The sequence below is a fragment of the Micromonospora sp. NBC_01699 genome, assembly GCF_036250065.1.
Lineage (GTDB): Bacteria > Actinomycetota > Actinomycetes > Mycobacteriales > Micromonosporaceae > Micromonospora_G.
This window is the reverse complement of sequence record NZ_CP109199.1, coordinates 3,415,485-3,429,548: the sequence shown is the minus strand read 5'-3', so window position 1 is coordinate 3,429,548 and position 14,064 is coordinate 3,415,485. Positions and strand designations below refer to the sequence as shown.

Here is a 14,064-nt window from a genome sequence, read left to right as displayed (position 1 = left end):
TGGTGTTACGCGGACGGACATTCACCACCCTCAGAAAATATTCGGTCGATTTCACGGGTCCATTCAAAGGGCGAAACAGACATTATTCCTCGAATTTGCGCATAGGCCATTTCCCTGGGCAGCAGCTGAGTGATCTCCAACGGATCCCTTGCCTGCCTTCGTCCACCATGGCATCGTGGGGCCTCAACGGTCGATCGACCGAGATCATTAATTCCGCATTTACGCTGCACAAGGGGTCAAGGGACCTCGATAGCGACACAAACTTGGACCCTCCCCTCCTCAGGAGATGGTTTGCCATGTTGAGCCACGGCAGCGCAACAATCGACCGGAATGAAGATTTCGCCACCAACCACGTGAATGCGGATTTGAATGCCGTTCAGCTGCGGTCTCCCGCTCACGATCAAAAGGAACTCCTGGCCCGGGTTCCCGCCGAACCCGACAGCCGGCGCTGGGCGATCGTCCTGGGCTATCGCGAGCACATCACCCGGTTGGTACGCAGCAGGTTGTGGAATCCGCAGGACGTCGACGACTGCGTACAGGAGGTGATCCTGCGGGCGGTGATGTTCCAGCGCCTCGACGAGGAGCGCGCCGGCGCGTTCCTGACCGCGGCCGCCCTGCGGCTGTGCGTCGACTACTACCGCGACCGCGACCGGCAGCGCCGGCTACGGCTGCGGGTCGCGTACGCCGAGCGCTCCGCCGGCCCGGAGGAGATCATCTGTGAAACCGATCTCGGACACTGGATGCTCGCCCTGGTCCAGCAGCTACAGGGACGAGAACGCCAGGTCATGCTGGCCCGCGCCCAGGGCATGACCAACCGGCAGATCGCCGACCGCTACGGGCTGTCGGCCAAGGCGGTCGAGAGTGCCTTCACCCGTGGCCGGGCCCGCCTGCGCTCGCTGTACGAACGGTCGATGACCGACCCGATCCGTGACCAGCCCGAAAGCTGCGCCTGACTGGAGTGGTTATGTTCGCCGACGACATCCTGGCGGGCCTGTTCTCCGCCGACGGACGCGCCAACCCGTACCCGTACTATCGACGGCTGCACGCCCTCGGTCCGGCGGCGCAGGTCACCCCGGGCCGGGTGGGGCCGTTCGGCGCGGTGGTGCACGGGTACGCGGCGGTGGACCGGGTGCTGCGCGACCACGCGACGTTCCTGGTCTCCGACAGCCACCATCTCGACCGGGGCGGTCAGGGTTGGCGGGAGCACCCGACGCTGACCACCCTGATGACCACGATCATGTTCACCAACGCGCCCGACCACGGCCGGATGCGCAAGCTGTTCCACCAGGTGCTCACGGCGCGGCGGGTCACCCAGTTGGAGCCGTCGATCGCCCGGATCATCGACAACCTGATGGACCGGATGGCGAAGAAGGCCGCCGACGACGTCGAGGTCGACTTCATCGCCGACTTCGCCTACCTGATGCCGACCAGCGTGGTCGGGGCGCTGCTCGGCATCCCCGACAGTGACCTGGACTGGTTCCGGCCCCGGGTGCAGCAGATCGTCGACTACCTGGACCAGACCGCCAAGTCGGCGGAGGTGCTGGCCGCCACCGACGCGGTGACCCGCGAGATCCTGGCCTACTACGAGGAGATGATCGCGTCCCGGCGCGCCCACCCGCGCGACGACCTGGTCAGCACCCTCGTGCAGGTGCTGGACGCCGAGGACCACCGGCTCAGCCTGCCCGAGGTGATCGCCAACCTGGTGCTGATGTTCAACGCGGGTTTCGTGACGACCATCAACATGCTGGGCAACGGGCTGCCGCTGCTGCTGGAACGCCCGACCCTGGCCGAGGGCATCCTGTCCGATCCGGACCTGCTGACCACCTGCGTGGACGAGATCATCCGGTACGACGCGTCGTTGCAGTACATCAGCCGGTGGGTGGCCCGGGACGCCGAGATCGAGGGCGTGCCCGTACCGGCGGGGTCGATGGTGCTGGTGCTGCTGGGGGCGGCCAACCGTGACCCGCTGCGCTATCCCGATCCGGACGCCTTCGACGTGTACCGCCCCGACGTGCAGTCGATCAGTTTCGGCGCCGGGCCGCACTACTGCCTGGGTGCGGCGCTGGCCCGCGCCGAGGGTCGGTTGGCGTTCCCCCGGCTGCTGCGTCGCTTCCCGAAGCTGGCGATCGGTGCCGCCGAGCGCAACGACCAACTGCTGCTGCGCGGCTACCGGGTGCTGCCGGTGACGCTGAGCTGACGCCGCCGACGACGGGCGCGTCGCCGGGTCCGTGCGGCTCACCCGTCGCGCGACGGCGCCGGCATCGGCTGTCCGGCTGGTGAGGGCCGCCGTACGGACGCAGCACAGCGACCGCCTGGCGGCGCGGGTCGGTGCGGGCGCGACCGTAAAGGTTGCGTACCCGCGAGATCCCGTCACCGAGAGGACCGACCACATGCGCCCCATGTCGCATCGTCGACGAACCGTCAGCGTCCTGACCCTGCTGCCACTGCTGGTCGTCGCGCTGTTGACCGGACCGGCTTCGCCCGCGCAGGCCGCGACGACGCACTGCACCCAGCACTCGCTGAACGTGCGTACCAGCGACCCCGGCCCGGTGAACGCCGTCCTGTGGGGTGAACTGTGCTACCGGGGTGTGCGCCAGCCCCGTACGGTGCAGTTGCTGGTGCACGGCGCGGGCTACAACCACAGCTATTTCGACATCGGCCACGGCGGCGGCTTCTACTCGTACGTGAAGGCGGCGAACGCGGTCGGCTACGCCACCTTCAACGTGGACCGGATCGGCGCCGGCAACAGCAGCCACCCGGCGAGCCCGCTGGTCAACATCAACAGTGGCTCGGTCGCGTTGCACGACGCCATCACCGCCCTGCGCTCGGGCGCGGTGTCCGGCACCGGCTTCTCGAAGGTGATCTGGGTCGGGCACTCCTACGGCTCCATCTACGGCTGGTCGGAGATCGCCCGCTACCACGACGTCGACGCGTTCATCAACACCGCCGCGCTGCACCTGTTCAACCAGCCGCACCTGGACACCAACCTCTTCCCGAACTTCTACGCCGCGGCCAGCGACCCGGCCCTGGCCGGGCTCGGCCTGGACCCCGGATACCTGACCTCCCGGCCGAACACCCGTGGGCTGCTGTACTACCACCCGAGCACGGTCACCGCCGGGGCGCTCGCCGCCGACGAGGCGAACAAGGACGCGGTCACCTACACCCAGATGCTGGACCTGGCGGCGATCGTGGCCCTGCCACCGGCGCAGGCCCTCACCCAGCAGATCACGGTGCCGACGCTGATCCTCAACGGACAGCAGGACCCGATGCACTGCGGCCCGGCGGCGATGGACTGCGGCAGCACTTCGGCCGTGCACGCCTTCGAGTCGCAGTACTACTCGCCGCAGGCCCGGATCAAGACGGTCCTCATCCCCGGGACCGGTCACAACACGGTCCTGAGCACCACCGCTCCGCTGTCGGCCGCGATCATGCTCGGCTGGGCCTTCACGGTGGCGGCTCCCTGACCCGGAGGATCTGACCACCTCGACCGAGGGCCGCGAACGGGGAAACCCGTTCGCGGCCCCTCTTCGATCGACGTTCCGGTCCGCCCCGCGGCTACCTGGGGCCGGTGGCCGCGGGTTGGGGCGCGGCCTGCGTCGCGGCGGCGTCCGGTACCGGTGTGGCCGGGGCGTCGGGGTCCTTCGCCGGAGCGGCGATGCCCCGCCAACCCTCCCGGAACAGCAACGGGACCAGACTGATCGCCAGGAAGATCACCGAGCCGGTCAGGATCGCCGGGGTGAGCCCGAGCCAGTCGACCGACCATCCACCGAGCAGCCCGCCCAGCGGGATGCCGATGAACGACAACGCCGCCGCCAGGCCGAACACCCGGGTCTGCAACGCCATCGGGACCCGCTCGTACATCAGCGCGCCGATGATCGGGTTGACCGCCGACATGGACAGGCCGGCGAGGAAGGTCACCACCAGCACCAGGGTCAGGTCGTGGCTCAGGCCCATCACGATGAACCGTGGCGCGCTGCCGATGATCAGCCCGATCACGAAGGTGGCGTAGCGCGGCACCTTCGTGGCCACCAGGACGAAGCCGATGCTGCCCAGCGTCGCGCCGGCCGCGAACGCGCCCGCCACCAGGCCGAGCGCCGCCGGGGACTTCAGCACGTCGTTGACCCACAGCGGGATCCAGACCCCGGCCGCCGCCTGGGTGAACAGGTTCGTGACGGTCGTCATCAGCACCAGCGCGAACAGCAGCCGGTCGGTGACCAGGTGCGCGAACCCACCCCTGAGCGCGACGAAGTACGGCTCCTTGGCCGGCGGGGTCGCCGGTGTGCCGTCCGCGTTCGGCGGCACGGGCTCCGGCGGGGGCGGCTTGACCCAGATGATGATCAGCAGTGCACAGATCCCGAACGTGGCGGCGTCGATCCAGATCGCCCCGGCCGCGCCGAGCCAGTAGATCAGCACACCGCCCAGCGGTGCCCCGACCAGGCCGGCCGCCCGGGTGAACCCCTCGTACAGGGCCGTCATCCGGACGATCGGGATGCCGGCGGCCTTGGCGATCGGCCGGTTGATGGCGTTCTTGGAGCGGTCGCCGATCCCGCGCAGCCCACCGGCGATCGCGACCAGCGCGAGCAGCACCAGGTAGTCCAGTTCGCTCCACGCCGCGATCGCCGCCATCGCCAGCATGCTGCCGACATTGGCGATGATGATGGTGCGGCGCAGCCCGATCCGATCGGCCAGGGGCGCGGCGAACACCCCGGTGACGACGTACGGCAGCATCTCGGCGGCGGCGGCGATGCCCATCTTGGTGGGGCTGCCGGTGGTGACGAAGACCAGCCACGGGATGGCCAGCAGGGAAATCCGGCTACCCAGCGTCGACAGGGTGTCGGCGACCAGCAGCGCGAGGTAGGGGACTTTCGCCCTCATGCGCTGTCCCGGCCCGCCGCCACCGCCACGTGTTCGAGCAGCACGCCCTCGGGCAGATCGTGCGCGGCCAGGTACGCGCCGCGCAGTGCCTTCTTGTCCACCTTGCCCGAGCGGGTGAGCGGCAGCGAGTCCACGAACTCCACGGTCCTGGGTGCGGCCGCCCTGATCAGGCTGTCGGCGACCAGTGCGCTGATCTCCTCGCCGGTGACCTCGCTACGGTCGGCGGCGATGACGTACGCGTGCACCACCTGGCCGAGCATCGGGTCCGGCACGCCGATGACCGCCGCCGAGCGGACCTGCGGGTGGGTGGCAATGACGTCCTCCACCACCCTGGAGTGGATCTTCCGGGCGCCCAGGCCGGTGATGATCACGTCCTGGATCCGGTCGACGAGATAGATGTACCCGTCGGCGTCGGCGTGGCCGAGGTCGCGGGTCCGGATCCAGCCGTCGACCATGGTCTGCGCGGTGAGCTCCGGCTGGCCCCAGTAACCGGCCATGTTGAGGTTGCTGCGGATCCACACCTCGCCGATCTCGCCGACCGGCAGCACGGTTGTCATGTCCTCGGCGCGCACCTCGATCCGTACGTCGCCGTAGGCGGTGCCGACCGAGCCGACGCGCTCCGGGTGCTCGGGGTCGACCCGCAGACCCGGCTGGGTGGTGATCATCGTGGACTCGCTGAGCCCGTAGATGATGCGCAGCACCGGCCCGAACCGCTCGATGCCCTCGCGCAGCCGGGCCGGGCTGGCCCCGGCGCCGCCGATGTTGAACATGAACAGGCTGGACGTGTCGGCGGTGGCCGTCGCCGGGTGGTCGAGCAGCTGGTAGAACATGGCCGGCGAGACGAACGTACCGTTGATCTTCTCCCGCTCGATGGTGTCCAGGAACTCCTCCGGGTCCCAGGTCTCGCCGAGCACCAGCAGCCCGCCGCCGAAGATCACCAGAAACGCGGTCATCTGGCCGCTGACCGCCCAGAACGGGGAGATCGAGTACTGCCGCAGGGACGGCATCCCCGAGTCCCGGTACGCCAGCGCCAGCGCCTGGGCCTGGGCGAAGAAGCTGTTGCGATGGTGTACGAGCTTCGGCGTGCCCGTGGTGCCGCTGGTCTGGAAGACCGACTCCGGCTCGGTGAGCACGTCACCGAGGTCCAGCGGCGCGGCGTCGGACGGCAGCGGCGCGAGCAGGTCCGGCCCGACCCCACCGGCTCCGAAACAGAGCGCCGGGACCAGCGGGTTGATGGCGCTCAGGTCACGACCGTTGTCGGCGTGGCTGCGGTGGTCGTAGATCAGGACGTCCGACTCACCCAGCAGCCGCACGTACTCCTCGAACAGGCGCTCGGGATTGCCCGGCATGATCCAGATGGTGCGGCAACCGAGCAGGTGCAGCGCCAGCTGGGTGATCGGCGCCTCGGGCGGGTTGCCCAGCATCATCAGTACGGCGCTGCCCGGCCGTACCCCGTGGTGGCGCAGCTTGGTGGCGAGCTCCACGACAGCGGCCCCGAGCTCGGCGTAGGTCAGCCTGCGGTCCCCGCCCACCAGCGCCTCGCGGTCGCCGTACCCGGCGAAGAGTTCCAGACCGCGCGCGACGTAGTTTTCCGGGATAGACGAGCCTTTGTCCATATTCACTCCTCGGTCGACCGGAGACAGCCAATAGCGTCCGCAGTGGCCTCGTGCCGTGACGGTCGCAATACCTATACGGTCGACGGCCCCGCCCACCCTCACCACAGTTTTTTCAACTGTCACAAAGCGCATTACCCATGGTCGGCGACCTGATCATGATCGAAAATCATCGCTTCCCAGCGGGCCGAGAAGTGCTTTATATTGCCCACAACGGTTGGAGGTGAATATGTCCAAGATCGTGGTCAGCGACGCGCAGTTCGTAGTCAGCGACGCCCAGTTCGTCGTCGCGGAATAATCGCGACGGTCACCCCCGTTTGACGGGGTGACCACGGCAGCCCGAGACCTCCGGCGGAATGATGCTCCGAACACCATTCCGCCGGAGGCGGTCTGTGCTGCGCCAACCGGCTGTGCGGCGCCACCGGCGCGACGACACCGGCCATCCCGGAAGGCGGCTTTCAGGCTGTCCGAATCGTCCGCCGAGGCCGGGACACCTGCTCGCCGGCACAGTTAGGACAGATCCCCCCGAGCTGCTCACTGCACGCCGGGCAGAAGGTGCACTCATAGCTGCAAATCATCGCCGGCCCGTCGGCCGGCAGCGGTGCGTCGCAGCGTTCGCATACCGTACGCATCTCAAGCGCCATGCAGCGATGCTATCGGCTGATGACGCTCGGCGGCGCGGTCGCGAGGCGGGGCCCAGGGCCCACGACCAGGATCGTCCGTTCCGACCCGACCCCACGCAAGTCGCGCCCGACCCGACCCCACGCCAGTCGCGCCCGCACGCCGACGCGGGGCTCGTCCACGTCGGCGTTGTCGCCGACCGGTTGCGACGTTGGACGGATCATGGCGGCCGAACTTCCGTCAGGTGTCCGGTGCCGCCGATCGAGACCGGCGGATACCGTCGGTCGACCTTGGATCGATGGCGGGGAATCGCGGCGGCGGTCGGGCCATCAGGCGACGGTGCGGTTCCCGGTCGAGTGCCGGACGTCGTGCCGGCACCTGAGAGGTGAGGTGAAGCTTGTGAGACGGTGGAAAGCAACTCTCGCGGTGGTGGGTCTGGCGGCCGGTCTGCTGGTCGCCGGTCCCGCCCCGGCGTCGCTGGCGCAGGAGGCGGCCCCGCTGCCGGAACCGAAGGTCCATCCGATCCAGGTCACCGGCCCGACCACCGAGCGGCTCAACCTGGTCATCATGGGTGACGGCTACCAGGCGGACCAGCAGAGCCTCTTCTTCGCCGACGTCGACCGCAACCTCGCGGTCATGTGGGCCACCGAGCCGTTCCGGACGTACCGCGACTACATCAACGTCTACGCCGTCGAACTCGCCTCGATCGACTACGGCGTCCGCTGCGATCCGGACGGACGGGTCCGCAACCCGGACGGGACGGTCCGGGACACCGGCGAGCGCGAGGGACCGATCGACGCGAAGAACACCGCGCTGCGAATGATCTACCAGGACGGTTGTCGGGACCCGCTGTCGCGGGGCACCGTGTACGGCGGGGCGCCGCTGAACTGCCAGAGCTTCGCCGCCTACTATCCGCCGGGGGTGAACCCCTGCGAGACCGGCAACCAGGCGTACAACCGGATCATGGACACGTACGTGGCTCCGGTGCTCGGCATCCCGCGTACCTCGCAGAACGTGCAGTCGCTGGCCATCTTCAACACGTTCACCTACGGCGGCATCGGCGGCACGAACGCGACCACCTCCGGCGGCTCGCCGCAGGGACCGCTGATCTCGCTGCACGAGCTGGGTCACTCGCTCGGCACGCTGGCCGACGAGTACCCGTACAGCTCCCGTGACGTGGTCCGCAACTGCTACACCGGCAACGAGCCGGGCAGCTTCCACCACACGGTCTACACCGACGAACAGAAGATGACCGCCGACCAGCACAAGTGGTTCCGCTGGCTCGGCGAGGAGAGCCTGTCCGGCGGCACGATCGGGCTGCACGAGGGCGGCGGCTCGTACCCGTGCGGCCAGCGCCGCCCGAGCGAGCACTCGATGATGCGGTGGATCGGGTTCGACCTGGACCAGATCGGCCGGGAGAACATGGTCGCCCGGATCACCGGCATGCGTAACGCCGGGCAGATGAACCTCCGGCAGACGCCGCTCGGCACCGTACCCCGCGACGGGGTGCTGTGGGTCGAGACCGGGCAGCCGCGCTACCACGAACTGCGGGTCACCTGGCGGGTCGGCGGACCGGACGGCACCGTGCTGGACACGGACAACAACCGCAGCCTCGACCTCGGTCCGCTGAACCTGCCCGCCGGCACGGTCGTGCACGTCGAGGTACGCGACCCGGTCGGCCCGGAGGGAACCGACTGGGTACGCAACCCGTCGACCAACAACACCGCCTCGGACTCCGGCTACAACGGACCCCGGTTCGTGCAGACCCGCCAGTGGGTGGTCGGCGACACGACCGCCACCCCGTCGGCACCCGCCGCCGAGATCACCTCGGCGACGATCGCCACCCAGCCGGTCGCCGGTGACGAGGTCGTGTTCGTGGAGACGAACCACCCGACCGACCGGATCCTCGACGTGACCTGGTCGCTCGACGGCACGGCGGTGCCGAACCCGGACAACCGGCGGACCCTCGACCTCGGCGCGCTGAGGCTGACGCCGGGCACCCACCGGCTGGTCGCGACGGTGTCCGACCCGGCCGCGCCGGGTGTCTCCGACCGGGTCGAGTGGACGGTCGACCACGCGCTGCCGACCGCACCGCGTACGTTGTCGGCGCCGCTGACCACGCTGCCCGGCGCGGTGGAACACCCGGTCTACTTCGACGGGTGGGACATGTGGCTGGATCCGCGCGACGACCAGAGCGGATACGACGAGAAGCGGTACGTCGTCGGTCAGCTCCGCCTGGACAACGACGGCTGGTTCAACTACTTCGGGTTCCCCGAGCAGCCGATGCCGGCGTCACCGTTCCAGTTCCGGCACTCCGGTACCAACGTGAAGGCGCTGACGTACGGCAACCTCGGCACCGGCGGGCTGTCCCGGGCCACGTTCGAGCAGACGTTGCCCGACGACCACCCGAGCGGCGGGTTCGTTCCCGGCTTCGGCACCCACCTGGTCGAGCACCGGGCGATCGACCCGGCCGGCAACATCGGCACGGCGGAGAGCTACCGGGCCACCGTGCTGCCGGGATCCTCGCCGACGTGCACGACGACGCTGACCGGACGCCAGTCACGGGTCGTCGTCGAGCAGGGCGTGACCTGCCTGACCAACGCGCAGGTGAACGGGTCGGTGACCGTACGCGCCGGGGCCTCGCTGGTGGTCCGGGACAGCTCGATCAACGGGACCCTGGTGTCCGCCGGGGCGCAGGCGGTACAGATGTTCGGTTCCAGCCTGAACGGCGCGGCCCAGATCACCGGCACCACCCGTGACCTGACCGTCGCCGGGACCACTTTCAACGGGGCGCTCGCGCTCTCCGGCAACACCCAGGTCTCCGCGAACGAACGCTACAGCCGGCTCGCCGGCGCGTACGGTCCGGTGCTGGTCGGCAACCGGTTCAACGGTTCGCTGAGCTGCTCGGGCAACAGCGCGCCGGTGCGGGACTTCGGCGCGCCGAACAGGGTGAACGGTTCGAAGAGCGGCGACTGCGCCCGGCTCTGACCGGCGCCGTCGTGTGCCGGGTGGTGGGTGGTGGGTCGGCTCCCGGGCCGACCCACCACCCGCGCTTTTCGGGATCTCGTGGTCGTCGGGGTCGCCGCCGTAGTAGGTGTGGCCGCGCACGTCGAGTTCCCCGTCGGTGAGCAGGAGCAGCACCCGTGGGCGGCTGTCGTCGACGGTGGACAGGAAGGCGATGCCCTGGTTGATGGCTGCCGGACTCGTCGACCGCGACGGCCACCCGGATCGGTTCGACCGCGTCGGGCGGGACCTCCCGCGCGACCGCTCCCCTTCCACCGGTACAGCGGAACGCGTTTTATTTCGATTGGAACCTGACGGACGAGAAGCATCGCGATTGGTGATCTGCCGTCGGTCGTCGACGTACACCGTCTCGTTCGTGGCGGGGATTCGACCGCTCGTACGAGCGCCCGTCATCCACCCGCGAGGCACAGGCCGTCCGACCGACCATCGCCCGTCATTCGTTCGGTACGCCCACACCGGTGGTGCGCCCATACACGTCATCGATAGCCAACGCAACCTCCCCGAGTCCCTGGCAATCTTTCTACCGGGACCGTTCCGGGGACATCACCTCAGATGATGGAGTCCGTGAAACGATTTCACCCGGATCCACTGTTCGTGATCCGGGTCGGCCGCGGGCCGAACAGGACGCCTCGATTTCCGGCAACCTACCGATTCCGGGCGCCACAACAGGCCGGAATCAAAGCGCGCGCCCGGCCCGACGTGGGCCGGGGATGGGGTCGGTCAGGTTCCCGGAGCGAGCTTGACGAGATCGTCGACGGTACCGGACATGATGACCCGGAGGTGCTCGGTGATGTGCTCGGCCGGCCAGTCCCACCAGGCCACTTCCAGGAGGCGGGCGATGTCGTCGCTGTCGTGGCGGGTCCGGAGAAGTCTGGCCGGGTTGCCGCCGACGATGCCGTAGTCGGGAACGTCGTCGACGACAACGGCACCGGAGGCGACGATCGCGCCGTGCCCGATCCGTACGCCGGGCATCACCATGGAGTCGTAACCGAACCAGACGTCGTTGCCGACAATGGTGTCACCGCGACCGGGTAGGCCGGTGAGCAGGTCGAAGTGCGCGGCCCAGGATCCGCCCATGATGGGGAACGGAAAGGTGGAGGGGCCGTCCATCCGATGGTTGGCGCCGTTCATGACGAACCGCACCCCGGTTCCCAGCGCGCAGAACTTGCCGATGACCAGCCGTTCCGGACCGTAGTGGTACAGCACGTTGCGGGTCTCGAAAGCTGTGGGATCGTCGGGGTCGTCGTAGTAGGTGTAGTCCCCGACATCGATCAGCTCGGAGGTCACCAGCGGCTTCAGCAACACCACCCGCCGCTGGCCGGGAATCGGGTGAAGGACTGTCGGATCGGCGGGGACCTGGTTCACGGAATCGGCTCTCAGCTCGGGAACGGCCGGTAGCCCATCCTATTCCAAGCCGGCGTCGTGAGTGGGTCCCAGTTTAATCAGGTGTGCCATGGGTAAGGCCCGCAGGTGCAGGGACCTCTCGCAAAAAGTTACCCGGGGGCGGTGGCCCTCGTCGTCTGCTCTCTGGTCCCGTTCCTGGTCCTGACGGTGGCGGTGCTCTCGCTCGGAGAGATCATCTCCAGGAGCCTCGACATCTCCCGCACCACGTTGCAGGTGACCGTCAGCCTCTCCGCCGGTGCGTACGCCGTCGGCACACTGCTGGCCGCGCAGTTGGCCATGCATCTCCCGCCGCGACGAATGCTCATCATCTACGAGGTCTGTTTCTTCGTCGCGTCCATCCTCGCCGCCGTGGCCCCGAACGGGACGGTGTTCATCGGTGCGTTCATCGCTCAGGGGCTGCTGACCAGCCTGATGCTGATCGCCGCGTTGCCCCCGCTGGTCACCTCCTGGCCGGCGAGCAAGATGCCGATCAGCGCCGGCATCCTGAACCTGTGCATCTTCGGCGCGGTCGCCGCCGGCCCGACCATCGGCGCGCTTCAGGCCGCAGCGGAGGGCTGGCGACTGCTGTTCTGGTGTGCCGCGGCAGTGGCCGGGCTGGCACTCCTGTTCTCCATCCTGACCTTCCGTGACACCCCACCGCAGGACCCGAGCGCGCCCTGGGACTTCGTCGCCCTCGCCCTGGGTGTCACCGGCTGCGGCGCGGCCTTCTACGGCGCGGGCCAACTCCAGGCCAGCGGGGACGCCGACGTGCAGTCGGTGGTCCCGCTGGTCGCCGGAGTGGCTCTGATCGCGTTCCTGGTCGTCTACGAGTACCGGCTGCCCAACCCACTCGTACCGGTCAAGGCGCTGGCCACCTCGGTCCCCCTGGCCGGGATCCTCGCCGCGCTCACCGCCAGCGCGGCCGCCTTCGGCGCCATGGAACTGCTCCTGGCGGTGCTGCGTACCGACAGCACACCCACCAACACCGCGCTCATCTTCCTGCCCGAGGTCGTCGCCGCCGTCGCCGTCGCGGGACTGTTCGCGGCACTGTTCCGTACCCGGTTCACGCCGCTGTTGACCGCGGGCGGGCTGCTGATGGTGGCGGCATCCGCGGTGCTGCTGGTGGTCGCACTCCCGTCGGTCAGTCCCACCCTCGCGGCGGCCACCGGCCTGATCGGGCTGGGCGTGGCGGCGGCGGTCTCGCCGGCCCTCTTCCTGGCCGGCCTGTCCCTGCGGTCGAGCATGCTGCAACGGGTGTTCGCCCTGATCGAGCTGCTGCGGGCGATGACCGCCTTCCTGACCGCTCCGATCCTGGTCTTCCTCGCCGGAAACCTGGGCAGTGACCGGACAGCCGGCACCCGGGCCGCGCTCTGGATCTGCTTTGCCATCGCCGCCGTCGGGCTCGTCGGCGCAACCGGGCTGTACCTGTCGGGCCGTCCACGCCTGGAAACGCCGGACCTGGAGCGTTTCCAGGGTCGCGGGGAACCCGCGTGGTCGTCCCCGCCGCTGTTCAGCGCCCTGCCGCGCAAGCGGCGGTGAGGCTGGATCCGTGAGCTGGAAGGCAGCCAACCGCCGAGTGGCAGGGAGGGGCGAGGTGTCCACGCGGGGAAGTTCCCCGCCTGTACCTGCTCGACGGTCAGCTCATCCGGAAGGTTGGGCTTCGGGGCCCCGACGAACCAATACCGCTCGGAGTCGCCCGAGCCCTCCTGACGGGGTCGGGTAGTGCCCGTCCGGGTCGACGAAGCCCAGCGGGTTGCCCGAAACCGTAGGTGTAGCGGTTGGCGACAACCGAGTCCCCACCGGAATAGTCGAGGTCGTCCCGCAGGGAGAAGCCGCCGGTGCCGGGGCCGGCGCGCCGCACGCTCGACCCCAGGGGCGAGAACCTCACCTACAGGTAGGAGGTGATCAGCCTGGCCAGGTGCATGCCCGCGACGTCCAGGGGGCGGGCGCTTCTGGACACCTGAGCGGTCAGTTCGGCACCCTCCAGCGTGTTGATCACGGTGCAGGCGAGGTCACGGGCGCTCTCCTCGTCGACGCCGGCACCCCGGAGCTTGTCGGCGACGAGGCTCTGCCAGTGCCCGAATGCCTGGTCGACCGCCTGCTGGAGGTCCGGGTCCCGGCCGACGGTCTCCAGCGCGGTGGCGGTGACCGGACAACCGTCCAACCAGTCGGAGTCGCGCAGCCCCTCGGCCAGGACCCGACAGCAGGCGATGACCGCCTCGGCCGGATCGTCCGCGCTGGCCAGCGCCCGGCGCAGGAGGTCGGCGAACTCCCGGTCGGCGTGGCGAACCGCCTCGGCCGCCAGCTCCCGCTTTCCACCGGGGAAGAAGTGGTAGACCGAGCCGAGGGTGGCCTCCGACGCCTGGGCGATCTGCTTGATGCCGGTCCCCTCGTAACCCTGCCGCTGCATCAGCCGCGAGGTCGCCACGACTATCCGGTCGCGGGTGCCGGGGGTGCCGCCCGTACGCACGGCCCCGTCGCGCTGTGGCTTGGTCCTCATGCACCGAAGGCTACTAGATAGAGCGATCGTTCTAGAGTCCTGCTACGC

10 protein-coding genes are annotated in these 14,064 nt (G+C 69.0%); 5 read left to right on the top strand and 5 right to left on the bottom strand.

The window, feature by feature from the left end; all coding sequences use genetic code 11:
• The first annotated feature begins 365 nt into the window (after positions 1-365).
• From OG792_RS15020 to OG792_RS15010, 3 genes are all read left to right on the top strand, one after another.
• Positions 366-953, top strand: a complete 588-nt coding sequence (locus tag OG792_RS15020) for an RNA polymerase sigma factor (protein WP_329110217.1) — start codon at positions 366-368, stop codon at positions 951-953.
• Between the two features lie 11 nt (positions 954-964).
• Positions 965-2,197, top strand: a complete 1,233-nt coding sequence (locus OG792_RS15015; protein ID WP_329110215.1) for a cytochrome P450 — start codon at positions 965-967, stop codon at positions 2,195-2,197.
• A 193-nt stretch (positions 2,198-2,390) separates the two neighbouring features.
• Positions 2,391-3,464, top strand: a complete 1,074-nt coding sequence (locus tag OG792_RS15010) for an alpha/beta hydrolase (RefSeq protein ID WP_329110213.1) — start codon at positions 2,391-2,393, stop codon at positions 3,462-3,464.
• Between the two features lie 91 nt (positions 3,465-3,555).
• Here OG792_RS15010 and OG792_RS15005 read toward each other — a convergent pair whose 3' ends face one another.
• The 3 genes from OG792_RS15005 to OG792_RS34700 all read right to left on the bottom strand — a co-directional run bounded on the left by OG792_RS15005 (position 3,556) and on the right by OG792_RS34700 (position 7,120).
• Entirely contained in the window at positions 3,556-4,875 is a 1,320-nt protein-coding gene (locus tag OG792_RS15005; RefSeq protein ID WP_329110211.1) for an MFS transporter, read from the bottom strand.
• Positions 4,872-6,491 (bottom strand): class I adenylate-forming enzyme family protein, encoded by a 1,620-nt coding sequence (locus OG792_RS15000; RefSeq protein ID WP_329110210.1) that lies wholly within the window; start codon positions 6,489-6,491, stop codon positions 4,872-4,874. The genes OG792_RS15005 and OG792_RS15000 overlap by 4 nt, the downstream gene beginning before the upstream one ends.
• A gap of 455 nt (positions 6,492-6,946) precedes the next feature.
• Positions 6,947-7,120, bottom strand: coding sequence for a DUF1272 domain-containing protein (locus tag OG792_RS34700; protein WP_442932473.1), 174 nt, complete (start codon positions 7,118-7,120; stop codon positions 6,947-6,949).
• A gap of 388 nt (positions 7,121-7,508) precedes the next feature.
• Here OG792_RS34700 and OG792_RS14995 point away from each other — a divergent pair, with 388 nt between their 5' ends.
• Complete coding sequence (locus tag OG792_RS14995) at positions 7,509-10,097, top strand: M64 family metallopeptidase (protein WP_329110209.1); 2,589 nt, start codon at positions 7,509-7,511, stop codon at positions 10,095-10,097.
• Positions 10,098-10,853: 756 nt separating this feature from the next.
• On the opposite strand, the gene OG792_RS14990 is transcribed toward OG792_RS14995, so the two are convergent.
• The gene (locus OG792_RS14990) at positions 10,854-11,498 is read right to left on the bottom strand and encodes a CatB-related O-acetyltransferase (RefSeq protein ID WP_329110208.1); all 645 of its coding nucleotides are present in this window, start codon (positions 11,496-11,498) and stop codon (positions 10,854-10,856) included.
• 141 nt (positions 11,499-11,639) lie between these two features.
• On the opposite strand from OG792_RS14990, the gene OG792_RS14985 reads away from it, so the two are divergent.
• On the top strand, positions 11,640-13,055 hold the full coding sequence (locus OG792_RS14985; protein ID WP_329110207.1) for an MFS transporter: 1,416 nt from the start codon (positions 11,640-11,642) through the stop codon (positions 13,053-13,055).
• 349 nt (positions 13,056-13,404) lie between these two features.
• On the opposite strand, the gene OG792_RS14980 is transcribed toward OG792_RS14985, so the two are convergent.
• Positions 13,405-14,016, bottom strand: a complete 612-nt coding sequence (locus OG792_RS14980; RefSeq protein WP_329110206.1) for a TetR/AcrR family transcriptional regulator — start codon at positions 14,014-14,016, stop codon at positions 13,405-13,407.
• Between the last annotated feature and the right edge of the window lie 48 nt (positions 14,017-14,064).

What these genes read in the sequence shown, in the direction of transcription:
- OG792_RS15015 (WP_329110215.1), top strand. Translation starts at nt 965, where the DNA reads ATGTTCGCCGACGACATCCTGGCGGGCCTGTTCTCCGCCGACGGACGC.
- OG792_RS15010 (WP_329110213.1), top strand. Translation starts at nt 2,391, where the DNA reads ATGCGCCCCATGTCGCATCGTCGACGAACCGTCAGCGTCCTGACCCTG.
- OG792_RS15005 (WP_329110211.1), bottom strand. Translation starts at nt 4,875, where the DNA reads ATGAGGGCGAAAGTCCCCTACCTCGCGCTGCTGGTCGCCGACACCCTG.
- OG792_RS15000 (WP_329110210.1), bottom strand. Translation starts at nt 6,491, where the DNA reads ATGGACAAAGGCTCGTCTATCCCGGAAAACTACGTCGCGCGCGGTCTG.
- OG792_RS34700 (WP_442932473.1), bottom strand. Translation starts at nt 7,120, where the DNA reads ATGCGTACGGTATGCGAACGCTGCGACGCACCGCTGCCGGCCGACGGG.
- OG792_RS14980 (WP_329110206.1), bottom strand. Translation starts at nt 14,016, where the DNA reads ATGAGGACCAAGCCACAGCGCGACGGGGCCGTGCGTACGGGCGGCACC.